The following is a 19,909-nucleotide window of genomic DNA, read 5'->3' as shown; positions in this document are numbered from 1 at the left end:
GGCTAAAGGGCCTCGCCCAGTTCGCTGTAGTACTGCGCGTAGGCGCGGCGCTTCTTCAGGACCGTCTCCAGGTACTCCTCCAGCACGGCTTTGTCTTGCACGGGGTCTTTGACGATCGCCCCGACCATGGGCGCGGCCAACTCGCGGGCGCCCAGCTTCCCGTCCGCGAACCACGCGGCCTGGGAGAGGCCTCCGACCAGGGTTCCGATCGCCTCGGCGGTGGAGAGCGTGCCGGACGGGGTCTTGATCGTGATTTTGTTGTCCGCCGTGGCCCCGGACCTGAGTTCGCGGAAAATGGTCAAGACCGCCTTGATCTGCTCTTCGACGCCGCGCGGCACCGGCAAGGCCAGGTCTTGGGCGAGTTCCTTGACCCGCCGCGACACAATCGACACCTCCTCCTCCAACGAGTCCGGCAGGGGCAACACCACCACGTTGAACCGCCGTTTCAGCGCCGACGAAAGCTCGTTGACCCCCTTGTCGCGGTTGTTCGCGGTGGCGATCACGTTGAAGCCGCGCCGCGCCGGCAGGGACGTGCCGAGCTCCGGGATGGGCAGCACCTTTTCGCTCAACACCGTGATCAGCGTGTCCTGCACGTCCGAGCCGAGCCGCGTGAACTCCTCCAACCGGCAGATGGCGCCCTCCCGCATGGCCCTCATCAGCGGTGTCGCCACCAGGGCGTCCTCGCTGGGCCCGTGGGCCAGCAGTTGGGCGTAGTTCCAGCCGTAACGGATCTGGGATTCGTCGGTGCCGGCGGTGCATTGGATCAGCAGCGTCGAGTCGCCGGAGATCGCCGCCGCCAGATGCTCCGACACCCACGACTTGGCCGTGCCCGGCACCCCCATCAGCAACAGCGCGCGGTCCGTCGCCAGCGTGGCGACCGCGGTCTCCATCAGCCGACGGCTGCCGACGTACTTCGGCGTGATGGCGGTCCCGTCCGGCGCGGCGCCACCCAGCAGGTACGTCAGCACCGCCCTGGGGGTCAGTTTCCAGCCGGTGGGCCGTTCGCCCTGGTCGGCGGCGTGGAGCAACGCCAGTTCGGCGGCGTAGGCCTGTTCCGGGGTTTCACGGATGATGTCGGTCATGGATTGGCTCCTTGGTTGGAGGGATCGGCGGGCGGAAGCGGGGCGGGGCCGCCTCGTTGGGCCTGGCCCGCGAGGGCTGCGTTCAGGACCAGCGTGGCCAGCGCGGGCATGGCCCGGTGGGCTCCACGCGCGGTCAGGTCTTCGAGCGCGTGTTCGGCGGCCGAGGCCGTCATCATGGTGCCCAGGGCGGCCAGACGGCGCGTTTTGTCCAGGTCTCGGCTTTCCCACACGCCGGCCAGGCCGTCAAGGTAGTCCTTGCCAGGCACCAGTTTGGCCACCTCGCCGTGCACGATGACGTCTTGGTCGTTAGCGCTCGCCAGCGTCACCACCACATCGGTTGCGGCTCGCAGATTGGCCAGCGCGGTCTTGGCGGCCGCGGCCGGGTCGAGGCGTTCCAGCAGTCCCACGGCCAGGACGCTGGTCGGTTTCTGCCGGATCAGCTTCAGCGCCAAAGCCTCGGCCTGCGCGTCCGATCCGGTCCGGGCCACCAGCGCCACGAAGTCCCGGTTCGCCGCCTCATTTGCGGGCGTGGGCTCGCCCTTGTCTGGGGTCGGGTCCCAGGCCCGGACCAGTTCGTCCGGCCCGAACCCAAGGGCCCCGGCCAACTGAGGCAGCGTGACCTTCTGGAACATTTCGGCGCGCAGTTCGGCAGACTGGATTATCTTGAGCGGCAAAGCGGTGACGACCGGCCGTTTGCGGGCTAGCCCGGCGCTCGTGATCCTGAAGAAGGCCGCCAAACCGTTGGCGGTTGTCGAATTGTCCGCCTTGCCCAAACGGGCCAGGCACAACTCCGCCTGGCTCCGGACGGCCGCCGAGCGGTCCTGGCTCAACTCTGCGAGCAACTCTTCGTCCTCTGCGGCCAAGTTGACCTCCAGCACTTTCATGAGGGCGGCCCGGCGCGGCGCGCTCAGAAGCTTGAACTGATCCCGGAGAACGGCGCGCGATTCCGCGGGGTTTGTCCGGCGCAGCTCCCGCAGGGCCGCTTCGAGTTCGGCGGGCGCCATGAGGCGCCAGTCGCGGGCGCCGGCCGGCGCCTCGGCTTGGTCGCTCTGGGCCGCGTCTGCCGTTTGGCGCTGGTCCTGCGCCCAGGCGATCCAGGGCAAGTACAAACCGGGGACGCCGTCGGCGTCAGTGGGCGGGAACCAGTCGGCGGGGTTGACCGCGAACCCGCGCCGGGCCGTCAGGCGGATGACCGCCTGCGGGCTGGGGCACGCCGCGAGCGCGGATCGGAGCAGGGGCCGGAGGCGCTCCGGCAGCGCGGGGGCCGCCAGCAGGGGCAGCGGAGTCCGGAGCGCGGCCCCGGCCGGCAGGGACGGCCGCAGGGCCACGGCGGCGAACTGCGCGGCCAGGGCCAACAGGCCGCGTTCGACGGCGGCCGGCTCCCGGTCGGCTGCGAGTCGGACCCATTCCGGCGGGGCCAGAGGCCGGGCCTCGCCGCCAACCACCCAGCACTCGACCATGGCGGCATAGGCGTTGGCCAATTCGGTCGCGGCGGTCGCTTTCTCCGACCTGGTGCTCATGCCGCCCAGGTCGGCTGGCGGCCGGTTGGCGTTGGCGTTCACGGCCTCACCGGCCCAAACGGGCTCTGTGCCGCCAACAGGTCCAGGCGCGCGCCGTCCCAGACGCCGAAAGCGTTCAGAGGTGACCCGACCAGGGGCGAGGGCAGGGCCCGCGCCAGCGGCAAGGCGACCTGGCCGCCGTCCCACCAAAGCTGCCCGCTGGGCCCGCCTTCAACCACCCGCGCAAAAGAAGACCCGGCCGGGCCGGCGCCGCCCGGCTTGGGTTGGGCTCGACCGGGGGAAGCTGGTGCCGGCCCGCCTTCGCCGATCGCCCGGCCCCTAGGCCAGCCGGGCCCCAACAGGACCGGCGTTTCCAATTCCCAAGGCTCCGCGTCCCAAAGCGCGAGGCAATCGGCCAGCGGATCCCCTCCGCCCGGAGCCTGGGCGGCTTGGCCGGTGGCGGAGGCAGGCCCCGACACCGGATCCGCGGCGATCACGCTTTGAGCGGGCGCCGTAAGCAACCGGCTTGGATTGGCCGCTTCCGGCGCCGCCAAGGGTGGGCCCGTGACCGGCCACGGCAGACGTTCTGAAATGGGTTCTTGGACGGCGACCACCGCGCGGGTGGGGACCCCGCCGGGGTAGTAGACCAATTCGGCGGCGACCTGGCGTCCGGCGGGCATGGTCCCCGGATGAGTCCCCGCCGACACCGGGTAGTAGTCCTGCAGCAACGCCCACGGCGGCCCTTCGCCCAGGTTGAGCAGCCAGGTGGCGTGCGAGACCAGGCGGTCGCGGCGCGTGAAGACGCGGCTGCCGAGGACTTCCCAGACGCTCATGACTCTCAGGCAATCGGGGTTGGCCAGCACGGACGCCCGTGTCTCCGCCGCGCCGACCGCTCTGGCGATGTGGGGCGCGTCTGGGTCGAGCCGCCAAGCGCGGACCAACAGGACCACCGTGCCCAATTCGCGGACAAGCTGATGCGCCCGTTCGGGTGCGGGCAGGGCGAGGAGGCGGGCGGGCAGTTCGTCAAGCCGCGAAGCCAACGCCGTCGCCTTGTGATCTACCAACCGGGCGGCGATTCTCCGGCACCGTTCAGGCGCCTCCGCCATCAGCCGGGTCAAACCCAAACGCAACTGGTCGGCGACCCAATCGTCCAATTCTTCCAGGCCTTCGGCGATGACGGCCTGGGCCGCCGCCCGTTTGGCCGCGCTCTTGGCGTCCGCCGCGCCCGCCCTGGCGTCGCCGCCGCTGGCCGCGCGCGGACCCGAACTGGGCGAACCCGGCCCCGCAGGCGACTGAGGAACGCCCGACCGGCCGTGCGGCGGTGTCCCGGGCGCGGGCTGATCGGCGGTTGGCGGCTGGGACGATCCGGACGGCATCGGCGGTGGGGTGCCTGGCTGGCCATTTGGCGGGGTACCGGGCGCGGGCTGGTCGGGGGTTGGCGGCTGGGACGGTCCGGACGGCATCGGCGGTGGTGGGGTGCCTGGCGCGCGCTCGGGGGTTGGCGGCTGGGACGGTCCGGAAGGCATGGGCGGGGTGGTGGCGTTGGCGCCCTTGCGGCTGCGGCGGCGGGCGAGCCACTGCCCAACCCACTCGGGCGTGGCGCCTTGGGGGACGGCTTCGGGCTGGCCGGCCGCGATCAGCATCAGCGCCAGCGCGTGCTTGCAGGGGAACTTGCGCGACGGGCAGGAGCAGCGGTAGCCCATGTCGCGCGTGTCGACGGCGGTCTGGTAGGGGTTCGCGCCGGACCCCTGGCATTCGCCCCAGATGACGAAATCCTCGTGGCCGAGTTCGGGCCAGCGCGACGCGGAGGCGAGGCCCCGGCCCGCTTTCAGCGAAGCCTGGTCGGGGGCCAACGCCTCAACGCTGGCGACTTCGAACCACATTGGACACCTGCCTGGGGAGCGCTTGTCTGAGTCGGGTCAACCATATGGCGCCGGTCTGACAGTCTGAACCCGGCGTGGAGTCTCTCATCGCCTCCTTCACGAAGCCTTTCTGGCCCGTGCAAGGCGACGGCGGCAAGGTCCCGCAGAGACCTATGCCAAAGCCGGCCAGACGACCCCGCTAGTCGGCCCGTTGACCCCCCAGCCTTTCCGGTAATCTTCGACTGGTTGGTTCCGTCCCTCTGGGCCGACCGGGCTTTGACCGGTTCCGGCCAGAACCCGATGAAGCTCCCGTCCTCTCGAGAGCGGATCACACTAGACGAAAAGATTCAAAAGGCTTTCTACCATGCTCCTCGCAGTGCTGGCCCTGAGCGCCATCATCATCATCGCCGTATTGGCCGAGCACGACTCAGGCCAAGCACAAGTGCCGGGTGCGGGGCGAGGGAAGATGCGCGCGCCACTTGCGGCGACAATGCGGCGTCTGAGCCCAAGCCCGGTCGGAGCGCCGACTATTGCTGATACTGGGACGGTTCGATGAATTCTGGCCGGGCCGTCGTCTTGGCTGTCGCCTTGCTGGTCTTGGTGACGGCCTGTACAGGTCCGGTGTCCGTGGATGCTCCGGTATCCACGGACACCGGCGGTTCGGCGGTCGTGCTCGGAACGGTTGAGTTGCCGATCGCTCGGACGGATTCGCCGTCACCGGTTGAGTTGCCGTTCGCGCCGTATTATGAGGCCGCTCGACGCGTGGTCGCGGTAGCGCGGGATGTGGAACAGGCTGCTTGGGACGATGTTTATCGGGCTCAACAGCAAATCATCGCCAAGTGCATGAAGGAATCCGGATTCACCTACTTTCCGCTGGAGCCGACTCCGCCTGCGGAGGCGTCGGAAGATGTGTATGGCCCCTACGCGCTGACGGGTGACACGCTTGGGGATGTGCCTGTGCTTCCCAACACTTTGGATGAGACGCTAAAGGTCGGCTACGGGGTTCTGAGTATGGGCGAGTACACCGGGGCGTTCGAGCCCGGTCCGCTCGAAGGAGAGGCCGAGAACAGTGAGTATTACGAGTCTTTGTCGGATTCCGCAAGACAGGCCTACGATTTGGCGCTTGTCGGGTTGACCGAAGAGGACGAAGCCGGCGCGACGCCAATCGCGGGGAATTGCTACGAGCGCGCCTATGCCCAAGTCCCTGATGCGGCCTCGGTGGACGTGAGCTTCCTGGAGCCGCTGATTGCGATGGGCCGGACAACCGGCGCGTCGGATGTTGGCTTTGGTGGATCGGAGGACTCCTCCGTGGTGTCTGAAGCAGAGGATGTGAAGTCAGTTGACGACCTTCCGGAAATCGTGGAGCTGAAACGCGAATTCAAAGACTGCCTGATCAACGGTGAGATGGGCGAGGTCTTTTCTAAATACTTAGTCGATGTGAAATATGCCGTTCCGCGGACCGCGTTCGAGGTCGCGGTGTCGACAGGCCCGGACGGTGAATTGTTCATAATGGAGGTGGGGCGGACCTACTACGGCGAAGACATCCCCGAGGTCCAGCAGTCTTTGGTCGGGTCGCAAGCCGAACGGGATATCGCGGCAGCCGATTTTGTTTGCCGTCAAGAGACTGGTTACGTGGAACGCTACGCGGCCGCGTTGAAAGACCGCCAGACCGAGTTCATATCTGAGCACCAGGCGGAACTCGACCGGATGGAGGAGAGCATGCAACGATTCTTGGCTGAACACTCCTGAGGGGCCTCGCGAACGGACGCGGCTCGCAGATCAACTATCGGCGGCGCCGGCCGCAACTTGGCGCAATGGAAGTGTGGTTCGCTCAGGCGTACACTAGCGCCATGTCGACCGCGGCCCTTAAAGACGAGCGTCTGGCGGTGCGTCTGACCAAACGCCAGAAGCAATTGATCGAACGCGCTGCCCAGACGGGCGACCAAACGCTGACTGAGTTCTCCGTGTCTGCCCTGGTCGACCGGGCCGAACAGGTCCTCGCGGACAGGCAGAGGATAGTGCTCAGTCCCGATGAATGGGCGGCGTTCAACGAGGCGATCGACCATCCGGCCCGTGTCTTGCCAGGTCTGCGCGAGTTCATGGAACAGCCATCGGTGTCTTGATGACGGCGTTCGCGGCACCCCGGCCAATTCGGCCATCGGATGTTACGGCTGGCTTCAGCTGCGGGGATCCGGAGCTTGACGCGTGGCTGCGCGAGCGGGCCCTGGCCAACGACGCGCGTGGCGCGAGCCGCACTTTTGTCTCCACCGCGGCCCGGACCGGCGAACTGGCGGGTTACTACGCTCTGGCGGCCGGGTCCGTCGAGCCCGGCGACATGCCGGGCAGGGTCCCCGTGGTCGTGCTGGCTCGGTTGGCCGTTGACGCGAATTACCAGGGGATCGGGGTCGGCTCGTCGTTGGTTCGCGATGCCGTCCGGCGGGCCGTGGCGGCGGGCAGCCAGATCGGAGTCAGGGCGGTGCTGATCCACGCGAGGAATGACCGCGCGGCGGCGCTCTGCGAGCGCCTGGGTTTCCAGTTCGCCATGGGCGGGCGGTTCACCTGCGTGGCCACGCTGCCGGACCTGCGTCGCACGCTGGGCTTGGACTGATTCCCGCGTTCTGCGGGCTCCTCCGCCCGAATACGCCCCTGCCGCGCCGCGGCTTGGACCACACGATCTGCACCGCACGAGCGCTCGACGCGGTCCTCACCGTCCGAATATGCGGTCTCACACCCCAAGATTAATGCCCCCAAAACACCCCAGAACAACGCAAACCCGCAGGCCACAGCCCCGCCCAAGCCCGAGCCCGAGCCCGAGAAGCTGACCCAAGACGGGGCGCCGCCTCGCGCACTGGAGGGGCTCCGCGCGTTCTGACCGCAGGCCCCGCCCATCCGCGCCAAGGGTCGATATTTCGCTCCTAAAGCGGTACTGTGGTCGTAAATTCGCACTCTAAGACAGGAGCCAGCCATGAGCTCGCGCCCGCCCACCCGCATGGTCAGAGAGGCCGCCGGCGACATTGGGCAGCAACTCGCCACCTGGCGGAAGCTGCTCGGCCTGACCGCCGAGCAGGTGGCGGACAGAGCCGGCATAGCGCGCGGCACGCTCGGGCGTTTGGAGCGCGGCGACCTGGGGGTGAGCCTGGGCGCGGTGCTCTCGGTGGCCTCGGGGCTGGGAGTGCTGGACGGCATCGTGCTTGCGACGGACCCGTACGAGACGGACCTGGGCCGCGCCCGCGCAGACCAGTCGCTTCCGAAGCGGGTGCGCCGATGACCGAGGTACACGTCTATCTGGCGGCGAGCGGCGGCGACGTGAAGGCAGCCACTGTTTACACCTCGGTTCGCCGCGGGCGGTTGACCAGTGTCTTGGGCTACGAGCCCGCGTACCTGGCACGCTCTGACGCTTACTCGATCGACCCTGCGATCCCGCTCATGGCTGGCTCTTGGCCTTCCGCCGGGCCGCTGCCCCGCGCGCTGCTCGACGCGGCGCCGGACCGCTGGGGCAGGATGCTCATCGATAAGCGGGAGGCCGCCGTCGCGCGCAAGGGGGGCCGCGCCACCCGGCGCTTGACCGACCAGGACTATCTGCTGGGCGTCTCGGACGCTACCCGCCAGGGGGCCCTCCGCTTCGCGCTCACCCTGGGCGGCGCGTTTCAGCACCCGGCCCGGCAGGTGCCGAAACTGGTCGAACTGCCCAAGCTGTTGCGCGCCGCAGACCAAGCGACCCAGACGGGAGAAGATGCCGAGGATGCGGTGAAAGCGCTGCTAAGCGCTGGCAGCGCTTCCCTGGGCGGGGCCCGGCCCAAAGCCGCGGTGAGCGACGGGCGGGATCTGCTGATCGCCAAGTTCCCCCATTCGCACGACCGCTGGGACGTGATGGCGTGGGAAGCGGTGGGACTGGCGCTGGCCGCCGAGGCCGGAATAGAGGTCCCCGAGACACGCCTAGCGCGCGTGGCGGACCGCTCGGTCCTCCTGTCCCGCCGCTTCGACCGGGAGGGCAGCCGCCGCGTTCCGTACATCAGCGCGTTGACGGCGGTGCCGGTGGACGATGCCGCCCAGGCCGACTACCTGGACGTCGCCGAGGCGTTGGGCCGCCTCAGCGCGGACCCGTCGCGGGACTTGGCGGAGCTGTGGCGGCGCATCGCCTTCACGGTCGCCGTCCACAACACGGATGACCACCTCAGGAACATGGGTCTGCTCCGGGCTGGGACCGGGTGGAGGCTGGCGCCGGCGTTCGACATCAACCCCACCCCGGATTCGCGCCAGCCGCGGGTCACGCCGATAGGCGGTGCCCTCGACACTTCGGGCAGCGCCGCCGCGCTCTTGGAGCACGCCCAGGCCTTCGGCCTAACCGCTGAACAGGCCCGCGTCACGGCGCGGGAGGTCGCCGCCGCGTCTGCCCGATGGGTTGCCGCAGCGACCATGCACGGTCTGGATTCAGAGAGCCGCGACCGGTTCGCGGCTGTTTTCACTGCCGGTGCAGCCGCGCTTCGCGCCCTTTGACCGTGTTTGATCGGGAGGGTTGACCTGCTGGTTCGCGGCGTGGCGTGACCGGATGCGGGCCCCCCATCGGGAAGCTGGTCTTGTTACCGTCCGTCTTCCCCCGAAGGGGCCCACATTGATCACCTGTCGTGCCACACTCGACGTCCCCGAACACGTCTGCCGCGTCCCGGCCAGCCAGCCTCAGGCCAGCCACCCACCATTAGAGAAGCGCAAGGGATCCTCGACGCGACCGCCAACGCGACCGCCAAAGTACGTACTAAGGCCAGTGGCAGGAGTTAGGACCAGGAAGAAGACTGTGGCCGCGAGGGTCAGTTAGAGCCACGCCTTGCGGCCTGTCAGGCAAGGAGCACGACACTGGTCCGCGTGGCGCCGGGAACGGCGGCCAACGACGCACGTCTGTCCAGAGTCACGAAGCGTCCGCGTCTCGCGACCGCGAGCGCCAGGAGGTACGTGTCTGTGACCTGGGCCGGGCCGAGCACCAAAGACGTGTCAACTCTTTGCGCGTCGGCCACGGATATGTCGCAAGGCCAGAACTCGTGGCGAGGCGAATTGCGCGCGGCGGTCAGGGCCGCCAAGGCGAGACCGATTGTGAGGGGATGCGGGTAGCTGGGCTGGGAAACGATCCGGACATATCCGTTTTCGGTGATTGGGCAACTGGCCCAGCGTTCGAGGGAGTTGATCGCCATCCAGTCGTTGACGGTCTGGTGGGAGGCGTGATCGGGGTCAAGCAACGCGATGAGCGCGCTGACATCCAAGAGGACCGCCATCAAATGCCCAGTTCATCACGCAGTTTGGCCACGTCCTGATTCGTCACAATCCCGCCACGCGAGGGCAGGACAGGGAAGCCCAAAGGACCGGGTTGCAGGGCAAGCCCGGTGTTGCCCCCGGAATTGCGTGCCAAGAGTTGACCCCTGGCGAGGTCTGACAGGACTGCCCCGGTGGCTCGGCGCTCGGCGTGGGCGATTTCCTTCGCGGCCGCAAGCACATCGTCATCGATCGTGAGCGTTGTTCTCACGCATCAAGCATAACGCATCACGCATCGTGAGGCGGCTGCAACCTTGGGTTGGCGACAGTTCCGGATCAGGCTGGGAGGTGGACCGACACGCCGCTTTGATTCAGCGCCCGGGCGGCGCGCTCCAAGTTGACGGATTTCACCAGCAGGTAGTCGGTGTCAAAGGTGGAGACGGTGAAGACAGGGACTTTCGCCTCGGCCAGGATGGTGGTGAGCGCTGACAGGACGCCGACCACTCGGAAATCCCACTCGCCGGGCAGGCGCATCAAAGACCAGCCGTCGTCGCGGGCCACGGCGGTGCGCGGCACCGCCGCCGAGGGGCAGACCAGTGAGATTTCCTTGTCCGTGATGGCGAGGAACGCGGGGTGGGACGCAGGCTGCCCAATCAAAATGGCGGCATGGGCCACACTCGGCAATTTGACGATCGAAAAACGTCCCGGCAGGACTTCCAGCTCCGTTGCCTCCATGCCATCAATCTTAATGCGGCCACAGCAAACGCTCGCCCGAACCGGCCGCGTCTTCCCGCAAGAACACCGTGCCCTTGCTCATTCCTCGAAGGAATCCGCTTCAAGTCTGGCGGTGCCTTGCGCGGGCTGGCCTGGGTGATCGGGAAGCCCGTACAGAATCGTCCACTCGGCGGGCTGCGCGGCACAGCATCCGCCAGTCTTGGGGCCAGCGGCACAGAATCCGCCACTGGGCGAAAGGGGTGTGACAGGATCCGCCACTGGACGGCGACTGGTGGATTTTGTGCCGCAGAACACGTCGAATGGCGTTTCCTGTGCCGTCCGGGGCCTTCCGGCGCGTCGAGTGGCGGATAATGTCCCCCTTTCGGTTCGGCCCGCCCTTCTGACCAGCGCAAACGTCAACCGGCCCGGACACAATCCGCCACTGGGCGAAAGGGGTGTAACAAAATCCGCCACTGGGCGTCGGAGTGGCACGAAACCCACCAGTCGACGAACCGGCGGCACAGATTCCGCCTCTCGGCGGCGCGGGAGCGGGGAGCGGCTACGCCCGCACGGATGCGAGGGCGGCGATTCGAAAACGGGCCGGTTACAGCAAACGCTCGGCCGGGCCAGCCGGGTCGGCCAGCAGGAACACCGGCGTTTTCCAGCCCGCCCGCGCGAAGGACGCCGCCACGGCGGCGGCCACAGTCGCAGATTCGCTCCGCCGGACCAGTGCTATGGCCGAGCCCCCGAATCCCCCGCCCGTCATTCGCGCGCCCAGCGCGCCCGCCTGGCGGGCGGCCGCCACCGCCAAGTCCAACTCCGGGGCGGACACCTCGTAATCGTCCCGCAGGGAAGCGTGCGACCCGTCCATCAGCGGGCCCGTCAACGCCAGTTCACCGGCCCGCAGCGCCCCCACGAATTGCCTGGTCCGGTCGATTTCCGTGACAACATGCCTGACCCGCCGCGCCGCCACCGCGTCCGCTCCGCCCAAGCGCGCTATCGCCTCGGGGAGTTCCGCCACCGGCAGTTGGCCCAGATTCTCCACGCCCAAGACCGCGGCCGCCCGCTCGCAGGTCGCCCGGCGCTCGCCGTACTGGCCGTCCACCAGCGCGTGCTTGGCGCGGGTGTCGATCACCAGCAGTTCCAGCCCGGCCGCCGCCAGGTCGAACGGGACCAGTTCACTCGCCCCGCTGGTCGAGTCGACCAGCAGCGCGTGGCCCTCCGCCGCAAGCAGCGCCGCCGCCTGGTCCATCCCGCCGGTCGGCGCGCCCGCGATCCGGTTCTCGGCATCCACGCAGGCCGCGGCCAGAATTGCCCGCCGCGCGCGTTCGCCGCCAGCAGGCCCGCCCGCACCGCCAAGGCTCCGGGCGGCGAAGACCCCAACGCCGCCGATGCCGTCAACCGCCCCCACGGCATCGGGCAAGCCTCCAAAACCGGCGGAAGACACAACGCCGTCAACCACCGACCCGGCGCCGGACCCGCCGCCCAAGTCGGTCGCCGCCAAGGCGACGGCCGCCTCCAACGCCGCCGATGACGACAGCCCCGCACCCAGCGGCACGCACGAATCGACGTGGCCGGTCAGGGCGGGGGCTGGCAGGTCGCGGAGGCGGAGCGCCCACAGGACGCCCACGGCGTAGGCGCCCCAACCCTTGACGGCGCCGGGGGCAACACGGGCCATGGGAATCTCGAAGACGGCATCGGCGGCTTGGGCGGAGGTGAGCCGGGCGTTGTCGGAGCCGGAGGGGGAGGCCGCGAAGTAGGTGCGGTGGGGGAGCGCGATGGGCAGCGAGAGGCCGCCGTTGTAGTCGGTGTGCTCGCCGATCAGGTTGACGCGGCCGGGGGCGGCCCAAACGCCGGCGGGCGCGGAGCCGAACCGGGCGCGGAACCCCTGATCCGCGCGGGCGGCCCCTTCGGCGGGGCTCCAAGCCTCGAAGAAGCGCGGGTCGCTCATGGCTGACGGCCTTCGGGCCGGCTGGCCTGGGCGAGCGCGTCCGACTCGGCCAACGCGGCGCGCAACCGGTCGGCGATCCGCTCCGGCGTGGTGTCGGAAATCCAGGCGCCCATGCCGGATTCGGACCCGGCCAGGTACTTGAGCTTGCCGGGCGCGCGGCGGATCGAGAACAACTGGAGGTGCAGACGGCCCAGGCGGCGGACGGCCGGGTCGGTTGGCGCCTGGTGCCAGCCGGAGATGTACGGGAGGGGGATCGGGTTGCCGTCCTCGTCCAGGAAGAAGCGGTCCAGTCCGCGCAGCAAGCGGGGGTAGAGGACCGCCAGGTCGTCGCGTTCCGGCGCGGTCAGGGACGGCAGGTCAAGGTGGTCGGCGCGCGGGGCCAAATGCATTTCCACCGGCCAGCGGGCGGCGTACGGCACGTAGGCGACCCAATGCTCGGTTTCCGCCACCACGCGAGGCCCGGACGCCTCCGCCGCTACCGTGTCAGCGAGCAGATGGCGGCCGGTCGCGTGTTCGTAGGCGGCGGCTTGGCGGAGCATCGCCTCGGTCTTGGGCGTGATGTTCGGGTATCCGTAGATCTGCCCGTGCGGATGCGGCAGGGTGACGCCGATCTCCGGGCCGCGGTTCTCGAAGGGGTAGACCTGCGAGATGCCGTCCATCTTCTGCAACGCGTCGGTGCGGACGGCCCAAGCCTCGATGATGGTCCGCATGCGGGTCGGGCCCACCGTCGCCACCTGGCCGGTGTGGTACGGGGAGAAGCAGATCACCTCGCACCGGCCCGCCGCCGGGCGCTGGCGCCAGAGCCCTTGGCCGTCCTGGAGCCGCTCGGCGTGGACGCCTTCGCCGGGCAGCCGCCAGTACGAGGGGAAGCGGTTTTCAAAGACCACCACGTCATAGTCGATGTCCGGGATCTCGCCGTCCTGGTAGAACGAGCCGGGCTGCGCGGGGCAGAGCGGGCACGAGTCGGCGGCCGGCTGGAACGTCCGGTTCATGCGGTTCGACGCCATTGGGATCCATTCGCCCGTGAGCATGTCGAGGCGCATTTCCGGCGCGGTTGGGTTGACCGTCAGGCCGGTCGCCGGGTCCGTGAACGGCTGCGTGCGGTCGGCCAGCGGGCGCGGGTCGTCCAAGCGCCTGGTCTTGTCCCCCGAGGCGTAGCCGGGGGAATCGTCGAAATAGAAGAACTCGCGGCCGTCGGCCAGGTGGGTGGGCGTGATGCGGATGCTCATGGTTGTCTTTCAAGTCGCAATGGTCAGGTCAATGTGGTGCCGCTTGACGGCTGTGGCGGCTTCTCGCCCTGGGGTGGCGTCGGTGACTAGGTGGGTGATCCGCGCCAGCGGCGCGATCTGGGCCAGCGCGGTGGCGTCCCATTTGGAGGCGTCCGCTGTGACCACGGTCGCACGGGCCGCTTTCATGAAGGCGCGGTCCGTCGCGGCCTCGGCCAGGTTGGGGGTGGTCAGGCCCGCCTCGGGGTCTAGCCCGTGGACGCCCAGGAAGAGCCAGTCGAGGCGTAGCTGGCTGAGGCTGAGGTCCGCGATGGGGCCGACCAGCGCCTGCGAGGGTGTGCGGACCCCGCCGGTCAGGATGACCTGGCCGCCGGCGGTCCCGGCTTCGGGCCTGGCGGCGCCGCGTGTGGCCAGGAGGGCTTCGGGGGTGGCGTCATCCAGCGCCTCAGCCGCCGGGAGCGAGTTGGTCACCACCGTGATCTGGCCTATGTCCGGCCGCCGGGCCAGTTCGACAGCCACCCAGTAGGTGGTGGTGCCGCCGCCGATGCCGACCGCCTGGCCCGGGCGCACAAGCGCCGCCGCCGCGCGCCCGATCGCCCGTTTCGCCTCCAAATTGGCGCCCGATTTGGCCGCGAAGCCCGGCTCCTCCGAGGTGCTGGCGTTCAGGCAGGCGCCGCCGTGGACCTTGCGGCACAGCCCCCAGGCCGCCAGTTGGTCGATGTCCCGCCGGACCGTCATCTCGCTGACGCCCAGTTCGGAGGTGAGATCCGCCACCCTGACCGCCCCGGCGGCCCGCAGCCGGTCCAGAATGCGAGTCTGGCGCTGCGCGGCCAACAATGCGCTCACTCGCACAGGATAACACAGAACCCACCAAAATCGCACATTGGGGAACCGCGCGGCCTGTGGTCCGATACCGTCGCGGCGTGGTTCCACCGGGCACGGGGTAGGGCACCGACTGCCTTGCGAGAAGCCCAATCCGGGGCCTGCCCGGCTGGAGGTGGCCTGGGAAGCGGGGGCGGGCGGGTCGGCATCGGCGGACGGCAAATGCGGGTCGGGGGCGGCTGGTTGGCGAGTTGGCGCGGGTGTCGGGGTGTCGGCATCGGCGGGAGGCCGGTTGTGGGTGGCGGTCGGGCGCGGGGGCTGGACCGTTCGGGCCGGTCGGTATCGGCGGGTTGCAAATGCGGGTCGGCGGCGACCGGTTGGCGAGTTGGTGCGGGTGTTGGGGGTCGGCATCGGCGGTGGTTGTCGCGTTGGGGCCGGCGACGTCGCCCGCGTCGGCTGGCGGGAAAGCGGGCCGGCGCGCGGCCGTGGGCAGGTAGCTTGCGTAGACTGGCGGGACGTTCCAAGCCACAAGTCGGGGGACGTGCCAGCTCTAGCGGAAACGGGGGATTCGATGAAGGGGCTGCGTGTGCGATGGCTCGCGCCTGCGGGAACGGACGGCCGGGGCGCCATTTGGGGGCGCGCGGTGAGCGGAGCGGCGGACCGCTTGCGGGGCTTGGTGCCCGGGCTGGTCGTGGCGGTGGCCGGGTTCGGCTTCATGGTGTGGCAGTCGGTTGTTCAATGGGGGACCTTGCCGACCCGGATCGTGACGCGTGCGGCGGCGGCGGGCCACGGCGCCACTGTTGTGCCGAAGGCGGTCATGGTCTCGGTGTTGCCGGTGCTGCTCTTGTCGCTGGTCGTAGTGTTCTGCGTGGTGGTGGCGGTGGGCGGCGGCGCGGAGGGCTCCGCGCGGTCGTTCCTGACCGGCGGCCCGCGTGGGCCGCGCGCAATGAGTTGGGCGCTGATCGGGCTCGCGCCGCTGCTGTCCGCCATGCACGTGGGCCTGCTGCGCGAGTTCGCGGGGCGTTCCGTCCCCATGGGGAACTGGATGGCGGCGGGCGCCGCTTGGGCGGTGGTCTGCGGCGCCCTGGGGAGCGGGGCTTTCCTGAGGCGGCGGGGGTACGACTGGCGGTTCGCCCAGGCGGGGTCGGCTGGGCTCCGTTGGGCGGGGCGGCATTCATCCGGGCTGTACTGGGCGGGGTTGTATTGGGCCGGCGTGGCTGTGCTCGTCTGCTCTGGAGTGCTGGGGCTGGTCATCGCGTTGACGGGGCCTTGGCTTGCCGCGATGGCGGTCACCATGGTCGGGATGCTGGCGGGCTGCGGCCTGATGCTGGTTCGCGGGGTGCTTGAACTGACCGCCGACGAGCGCTGAACGGGCTCTGATCAGGCGCTGGGCGGGGCAGCTGGCCCGTCTAGCTCCTGCATCGGCTGCACAAGCCTCCCTGGCTTTGGAGCCGAGCGGGGCAACTGGCCCCGTCTAGCCCCTGTGCCCTTGTGCCCCCTGGGCCGGTTCGCGCCGCGCTGGCCGGGCTTGCCGGGCTTGCCGGGCTTGCCGGGCTGTTTGGAGGCGTCGCCGCCTGACTCGCGGGACCCTGTGGCGCGGCGTTTTGGCTGGTCATTTCGTTGTCAGACCTGGGGAATAGGTTGGCTGCCGTGGCCGTCGGCGTGCTTTGGTTCCCTCATGGAGCCGCCTCCTCGTTGGTGCGGCGGTGGGGCAGGCCGCGCGTCGGGATTGTGCGCCCGGTCGGCATCAAACTGTGTGGCGGGCCTTGGGGCGGGTGGGCGTGCGGTTGGTCGTGGCGTGCGTCGACGCTTCCGTTGTGGGGCGTTTTGGCTGGTCATTTCGTTGTCAGAGGTTTGGTTTAGGTTGTTGACATGTCCGCCGATGCCGTCTGGTCACCCTTTGGCCCCTCCTCGGGCCGTGCTGCGGGAGGGCTCGGAAGGGTCTCCTTTTCGGGCCGGGTTTCTTGGTTCGGAGTATTGACGCCGAGGCTGCGTGGGAGTAATATATGTGTATGAGCATGCGGCTTGTTAGCAGGTCTCAAGGTTGGCTTGAGGAAGCCGAGTGCTGCGTCTTGGCGGCCGTTTGCGGGGCGTTCTCGTGGGCGCGGTGACGGCTGCGGCCCTGCCTTTGGCGGGCCCGGTGGGACTGGCTGGCGGCGAGGCCTTGCGCGAGAGTTTCAGTGCGGCGGCCTTTGGTGGCGGGGTTGGCGCGTCGGGGAGCTGCCCGGTTGGCAGCCGGGGCGGGGCCGAGGGCTTCGGCGCGGCGGATCGTGCTGGCGCGGTTGGCGGGGTGGGGAGTCGCTCAGTGGGCGGCAGGGGCGGGGCTGAGGGGTTGCGCGAGAGCCTCGAGGCGGCGGATTGTGCTGGTGCGGTTGGGGTGGCCGGGAGTCGCTCGGTTGGCGGTCGGGGTGCCGCCGAGGCTTGCCACCAGAACTCTCGTGTGGCGGGTGGCGTTGGCGCCGGCGGCGGGGGCGAGGCGCTTCCGGCATTCGGCGCTTGGGGCGGGTCGGCGGGCGCGGCCGCGGCCGTGAGCGGGGTGGCGGCAGTCGCCGCTGGCGTTACCCCGGTGGCGGGATTTGAAGCGGCGGACTGGTTGGGTGCCGTTTCCGACGCCCTCGGTGCGACGGATCCGGGTCTGGTGGATCCCGATTTGACCATGTCGGTGGCAGGCCTGATCCGTTTCGCCGGCAAGAACCGTTCTGGGTTGGACGCGGGCCGGTTGTTGGGTTGCTTGGATTTGTTGGCGCGGATCGGGAACCAAGCGGAATCGTTGGCTTCGGTGGTGGCGGAGGAGGCGCAGCGCAAGGGCGCGGCGGCGAAGGCCGAAGGCCTGGACGTGGAGTCGCATCTGAAGTTGGCCAGCAGCATTCCGGCGGCTCAGGCGAAGCGGCTGCTGGAGCAGGGGCGGGCTTGGAGGCCGTTCGACGTGGTCAGGCGGGCAGCAGAGACGGGCGTGATGGCCCCAGCCCAGGCCGGGGCGGTGGCGAAGGAGCTGAGGGACTTCCCGACGGACGTGCTGGGCGACAGAGCTCTTCGGGAGGCGGAGGCGGAGTTGGTGGATGAGGCCGCCAGGTTGGGGGCCAGAGCGTTGGCCGCGAAGGCCCGCAAACTGGTAGACAGCGCCCGCCGGCAAGCCGGAGTTGGTGGCGGTCGGCGGGACCGGCTGAACCTGGACCGAGAGAAGGCTCACAAAGAACGGTTCTTGTCGTTCCGGCGGGACGGGCAGGCCATGGTCATCAACGGCCGCTGCCCTGTGGAGGAAGGCATCCGGATCAAGAGACGTTTGGAAGGCGCCGCGCTCGCCGCCCGCCGGGAACGCACCGACCCCCGCAACGGCGGTTCCAGGGACAACGCCGCAGGCGGGTTGTGGGACCCAACAGCCGGGGGCGCGGAGGGGCCGGAGCCGTTCGGGGCGTCGCTGATGGACGCACTGGTCGCCGTAACCGACTCCTACCCGGAGGGCGGCGCGCCGCTGAAGGCGGGCAGGCCGGCCAGAGTCGTTGTCACCATGACCAAAGATCAGGTCGGTTCCCCGGCCCCGACTGGGGTGCTGGAGGAGACCGGTGAGGAATTAGCGCCCGAAGCTTTGAACCAGTTGTTGTGCGGCGCCGAGTGGATCGGGGTGCTGGTCGGGTCATTCGGAGAGCCGCTGGACGTGGGGCGGACAACCAGGGGAATCCCGCCCGCTATCCGGACCGCGCTGAGCCAAAGGGATGGCGGTTGCATTTTCCCCGGCTGTGGAATGGGTCCGGAAGGGTGCGAAGCGCACCACCTCCGAAAATGGGTGCTGGGAGGGAACACCAGTTTGACTAATCTCGTGTCGGTTTGCCACCGGCACCACCGGATCTTGGAGCCTGCTATCAAGCTCCCCGACGGTTCCCCATGGTTTCCGGGCTGCGACGACCCGACCAGGTGGCGGGCGGAGATAGACCCGGTCCACCACCACCCGGTGGTCATACCGCCGGACAGAGTCGACTCGGAACGAAAACCGATGCTGAACGACCGGATCCGGATCAGACTTGAGGCGTCGGGGGCAATTGCCAAGGGAGCGCGCAATTCCCGGCTGCGGGAAACCCCCGATCAGGGGCCGAGGGCGCGGGAGAACTCCGCCCCGGTGACCGCGACCGCAACGGAGGCTGCGATTGCCACGGCGGGGGCTGGGGCTCGGTGACGCAGCTTGTTCTTGGGCGGATGGTGCCTTCGGGTCGGGCGGTGGCCTCGGGTCCGGCGGGGTTCTCGGGTCGGGCGGTGGCCTCGGGTCCGGCGGTGCTCTCGGGTCGGGTGGCGGCCTCGGGTCCGGCGGTGTTCTCGGGTCGGGTGGCGAATACCCGATTGGGCTGCCGAGAAGGAGGATGCCAGAATGTTCACCGTGCCAACGCCTAGACCACGCGCCTTCTCGGGTATCCAGCCGACCGCCGATTCGCTTCACCTCGGCAACTACCTGGGGGCGCTCAAGCAGTGGGTCGAATTGCAGGACTCCTACGACTGCATCTATTCGGTGGTGGACCTTCACGCACTGACCGTCGGGCCCGACCCGGCCGCCCTTCGCGAGCGGGTGCGGGCCACCGCCGCCCAGTTCCTGGCCGCTGGAGTTGACCCCGAGCGCTCCATCTTGTTTGTTCAGTCCCAGGTGGCTCAGCACGCCCAGCTGACCTGGCTCCTGAATTGCCTGACTGGATTCGGCGAGGCCGGCCGCATGACCCAATTCAAGGACAAGTCCGCCAAACTCGGCGACAAGTCGATCACCGTCGGGCTGTTCGACTACCCCGTGCTCATGGCCGCGGATATCCTCCTGTATGACGCCGAACTGGTGCCCGTCGGCGAGGATCAGCGCCAACACCTCGAACTCTCGCGGACCCTGGCTGCCCGCCTCAACTCCAGGTTTGGCGAAGGCACCGCGGTCATCCCAGAACCGCTGATCGTAAAGGCGACCGCCAAGATTTTCGACCTCCAAGAGCCCAACGCGAAAATGTCGAAAACCGGCCACCCGGCCGGGATCATTGAGCTCCTTGACGACCCGAAGGTCATCACCAAGCGGATCAAGTCGGCGGTGACCGACTCAGGCTCAGAGGTCGCATGGGATCCCGCAAACAAGCCTGGAGTTGCCAACCTGCTCAGCATCTATTCGGCCTTGACCGGCAAAGCCGTTGAGGAAATCGTCCGTGAATACGAGGGCAAGCTCTACGGCCACCTCAAAGTGGATCTCGCCGAAGTGGTGGTGGAGGCGCTGCGTCCCTTCCGGGAACGGACCGGCCTCTACCTCAGCGATCCGGGCCAGCTCGACCTCGTCCTCGCCGAAGGCGCCAGGCGGGCGGAGGCCATTGCCGAGGTTGTCTACCAGCGGATGGCTGGGCGTTTCGGATTGGGTCCTGCCGGGGAGGCTCCGTGACCTGCGATGGGGGCGGCCGCCGTTGCCGTGCCGGTCTGGTGGCGGATCGCCAGCTTCATCGGCGCGGGTGGCGCCCGAAAAGCGCTGTGGCGAGGGATGCCGCGCGCAACAGGGAGTGGTGCC

Annotated in this window: 17 protein-coding genes; 8 read left to right on the top strand and 9 right to left on the bottom strand. The window is 69.0% G+C overall.

Annotated features, from left to right (window positions below; all coding sequences use genetic code 11):
* Nucleotides 1-2: 2 nt before the first annotated feature.
* Genes LBC97_07050 through LBC97_07040 form a run of 3 tightly spaced genes read right to left on the bottom strand, consistent with a single transcriptional unit; the run spans nucleotide 3 to nucleotide 4,464 of the window.
* Entirely contained in the window at nucleotides 3-1,082 is a 1,080-nt protein-coding gene (locus LBC97_07050; protein ID MDR2565807.1) for an AAA family ATPase, read from the bottom strand.
* On the bottom strand, nucleotides 1,079-2,644 hold the full coding sequence (locus LBC97_07045; protein MDR2565806.1) for a DUF5691 domain-containing protein: 1,566 nt from the start codon (nucleotides 2,642-2,644) through the stop codon (nucleotides 1,079-1,081). The genes LBC97_07050 and LBC97_07045 overlap by 4 nt, the downstream gene beginning before the upstream one ends.
* Nucleotides 2,641-4,464, bottom strand: a complete 1,824-nt coding sequence (locus LBC97_07040; protein ID MDR2565805.1) for an SWIM zinc finger family protein — start codon at nucleotides 4,462-4,464, stop codon at nucleotides 2,641-2,643. Before LBC97_07040 ends, LBC97_07045 begins: the two co-directional genes overlap by 4 nt.
* Nucleotides 4,465-4,995: 531 nt before the next feature.
* Between LBC97_07040 and LBC97_07035 the strand changes: the two genes are divergently transcribed.
* From LBC97_07035 to LBC97_07015, 5 genes are all read left to right on the top strand, one after another.
* Entirely contained in the window at nucleotides 4,996-6,192 is a 1,197-nt protein-coding gene (locus LBC97_07035; GenBank protein MDR2565804.1) for a hypothetical protein, read from the top strand.
* Nucleotides 6,193-6,293: 101 nt separating this feature from the next.
* Nucleotides 6,294-6,566: a DUF1778 domain-containing protein gene (locus LBC97_07030; GenBank protein ID MDR2565803.1), complete on the top strand. Its 273-nt coding sequence runs from the start codon at nucleotides 6,294-6,296 to the stop codon at nucleotides 6,564-6,566.
* On the top strand, nucleotides 6,566-7,051 hold the full coding sequence (locus LBC97_07025; GenBank protein MDR2565802.1) for a GNAT family N-acetyltransferase: 486 nt from the start codon (nucleotides 6,566-6,568) through the stop codon (nucleotides 7,049-7,051). Before LBC97_07030 ends, LBC97_07025 begins: the two co-directional genes overlap by 1 nt.
* A gap of 357 nt (nucleotides 7,052-7,408) precedes the next feature.
* On the top strand, nucleotides 7,409-7,711 hold the full coding sequence (locus tag LBC97_07020) for a helix-turn-helix domain-containing protein (GenBank protein MDR2565801.1): 303 nt from the start codon (nucleotides 7,409-7,411) through the stop codon (nucleotides 7,709-7,711).
* Entirely contained in the window at nucleotides 7,708-8,940 is a 1,233-nt protein-coding gene (locus tag LBC97_07015; protein ID MDR2565800.1) for a HipA domain-containing protein, read from the top strand. Before LBC97_07020 ends, LBC97_07015 begins: the two co-directional genes overlap by 4 nt.
* 335 nt (nucleotides 8,941-9,275) lie before the next feature.
* Here the strand turns inward: LBC97_07015 and LBC97_07010 are convergent, their stop codons facing one another.
* From LBC97_07010 to LBC97_06985, 6 genes are all read right to left on the bottom strand, one after another.
* A complete protein-coding gene (locus tag LBC97_07010) occupies nucleotides 9,276-9,707 on the bottom strand; it encodes a hypothetical protein (GenBank protein MDR2565799.1) in 432 nt (143 codons plus the stop codon).
* A complete protein-coding gene (locus tag LBC97_07005; protein MDR2565798.1) occupies nucleotides 9,707-9,955 on the bottom strand; it encodes an antitoxin in 249 nt (82 codons plus the stop codon). Before LBC97_07005 ends, LBC97_07010 begins: the two co-directional genes overlap by 1 nt.
* 65 nt (nucleotides 9,956-10,020) lie before the next feature.
* The gene (locus LBC97_07000; protein MDR2565797.1) at nucleotides 10,021-10,419 is read right to left on the bottom strand and encodes an ACT domain-containing protein; all 399 of its coding nucleotides are present in this window, start codon (nucleotides 10,417-10,419) and stop codon (nucleotides 10,021-10,023) included.
* A gap of 583 nt (nucleotides 10,420-11,002) precedes the next feature.
* Nucleotides 11,003-12,349: a galactokinase gene (locus tag LBC97_06995; protein MDR2565796.1), complete on the bottom strand. Its 1,347-nt coding sequence runs from the start codon at nucleotides 12,347-12,349 to the stop codon at nucleotides 11,003-11,005.
* Nucleotides 12,346-13,578, bottom strand: a complete 1,233-nt coding sequence (galT, locus tag LBC97_06990) for a galactose-1-phosphate uridylyltransferase (protein MDR2565795.1) — start codon at nucleotides 13,576-13,578, stop codon at nucleotides 12,346-12,348. The genes LBC97_06995 and galT overlap by 4 nt, the downstream gene beginning before the upstream one ends.
* Before the next feature lie 9 nt (nucleotides 13,579-13,587).
* The gene (locus LBC97_06985; protein MDR2565794.1) at nucleotides 13,588-14,421 is read right to left on the bottom strand and encodes a DeoR/GlpR family DNA-binding transcription regulator; all 834 of its coding nucleotides are present in this window, start codon (nucleotides 14,419-14,421) and stop codon (nucleotides 13,588-13,590) included.
* Nucleotides 14,422-14,983: 562 nt separating this feature from the next.
* Between LBC97_06985 and LBC97_06980 the strand changes: the two genes are divergently transcribed.
* From LBC97_06980 to trpS, 3 genes are all read left to right on the top strand, one after another.
* A complete protein-coding gene (locus tag LBC97_06980; GenBank protein MDR2565793.1) occupies nucleotides 14,984-15,766 on the top strand; it encodes a hypothetical protein in 783 nt (260 codons plus the stop codon).
* 1,071 nt (nucleotides 15,767-16,837) lie between these two features.
* Nucleotides 16,838-18,568, top strand: a complete 1,731-nt coding sequence (locus LBC97_06975; GenBank protein MDR2565792.1) for an HNH endonuclease — start codon at nucleotides 16,838-16,840, stop codon at nucleotides 18,566-18,568.
* A gap of 189 nt (nucleotides 18,569-18,757) precedes the next feature.
* A complete protein-coding gene (gene trpS, locus LBC97_06970; protein MDR2565791.1) occupies nucleotides 18,758-19,786 on the top strand; it encodes a tryptophan--tRNA ligase in 1,029 nt (342 codons plus the stop codon).
* Nucleotides 19,787-19,909 lie beyond the last annotated feature (123 nt).

The organism is Bifidobacteriaceae bacterium (assembly GCA_031281585.1).
In the GTDB taxonomy this organism is placed as follows: Bacteria; Actinomycetota; Actinomycetes; order Actinomycetales; family WQXJ01; genus JAIRTF01.
This window is presented reverse-complemented; position numbering and strand designations above follow the sequence as displayed.

What these genes read in the sequence shown, in the direction of transcription:
- LBC97_07050 (MDR2565807.1), bottom strand. Translation starts at nt 1,082, where the DNA reads ATGACCGACATCATCCGTGAAACCCCGGAACAGGCCTACGCCGCCGAA.
- LBC97_07040 (MDR2565805.1), bottom strand. Translation starts at nt 4,464, where the DNA reads ATGTGGTTCGAAGTCGCCAGCGTTGAGGCGTTGGCCCCCGACCAGGCT.
- LBC97_07035 (MDR2565804.1), top strand. Translation starts at nt 4,996, where the DNA reads ATGAATTCTGGCCGGGCCGTCGTCTTGGCTGTCGCCTTGCTGGTCTTG.
- LBC97_07030 (MDR2565803.1), top strand. Translation starts at nt 6,294, where the DNA reads ATGTCGACCGCGGCCCTTAAAGACGAGCGTCTGGCGGTGCGTCTGACC.
- LBC97_07025 (MDR2565802.1), top strand. Translation starts at nt 6,566, where the DNA reads ATGACGGCGTTCGCGGCACCCCGGCCAATTCGGCCATCGGATGTTACG.
- LBC97_07020 (MDR2565801.1), top strand. Translation starts at nt 7,409, where the DNA reads ATGAGCTCGCGCCCGCCCACCCGCATGGTCAGAGAGGCCGCCGGCGAC.
- LBC97_07015 (MDR2565800.1), top strand. Translation starts at nt 7,708, where the DNA reads ATGACCGAGGTACACGTCTATCTGGCGGCGAGCGGCGGCGACGTGAAG.
- LBC97_07010 (MDR2565799.1), bottom strand. Translation starts at nt 9,707, where the DNA reads ATGGCGGTCCTCTTGGATGTCAGCGCGCTCATCGCGTTGCTTGACCCC.
- LBC97_07000 (MDR2565797.1), bottom strand. Translation starts at nt 10,419, where the DNA reads ATGGAGGCAACGGAGCTGGAAGTCCTGCCGGGACGTTTTTCGATCGTC.
- LBC97_06995 (MDR2565796.1), bottom strand. Translation starts at nt 12,349, where the DNA reads ATGAGCGACCCGCGCTTCTTCGAGGCTTGGAGCCCCGCCGAAGGGGCC.
- galT (MDR2565795.1), bottom strand. Translation starts at nt 13,578, where the DNA reads ATGAGCATCCGCATCACGCCCACCCACCTGGCCGACGGCCGCGAGTTC.
- trpS (MDR2565791.1), top strand. Translation starts at nt 18,758, where the DNA reads ATGTTCACCGTGCCAACGCCTAGACCACGCGCCTTCTCGGGTATCCAG.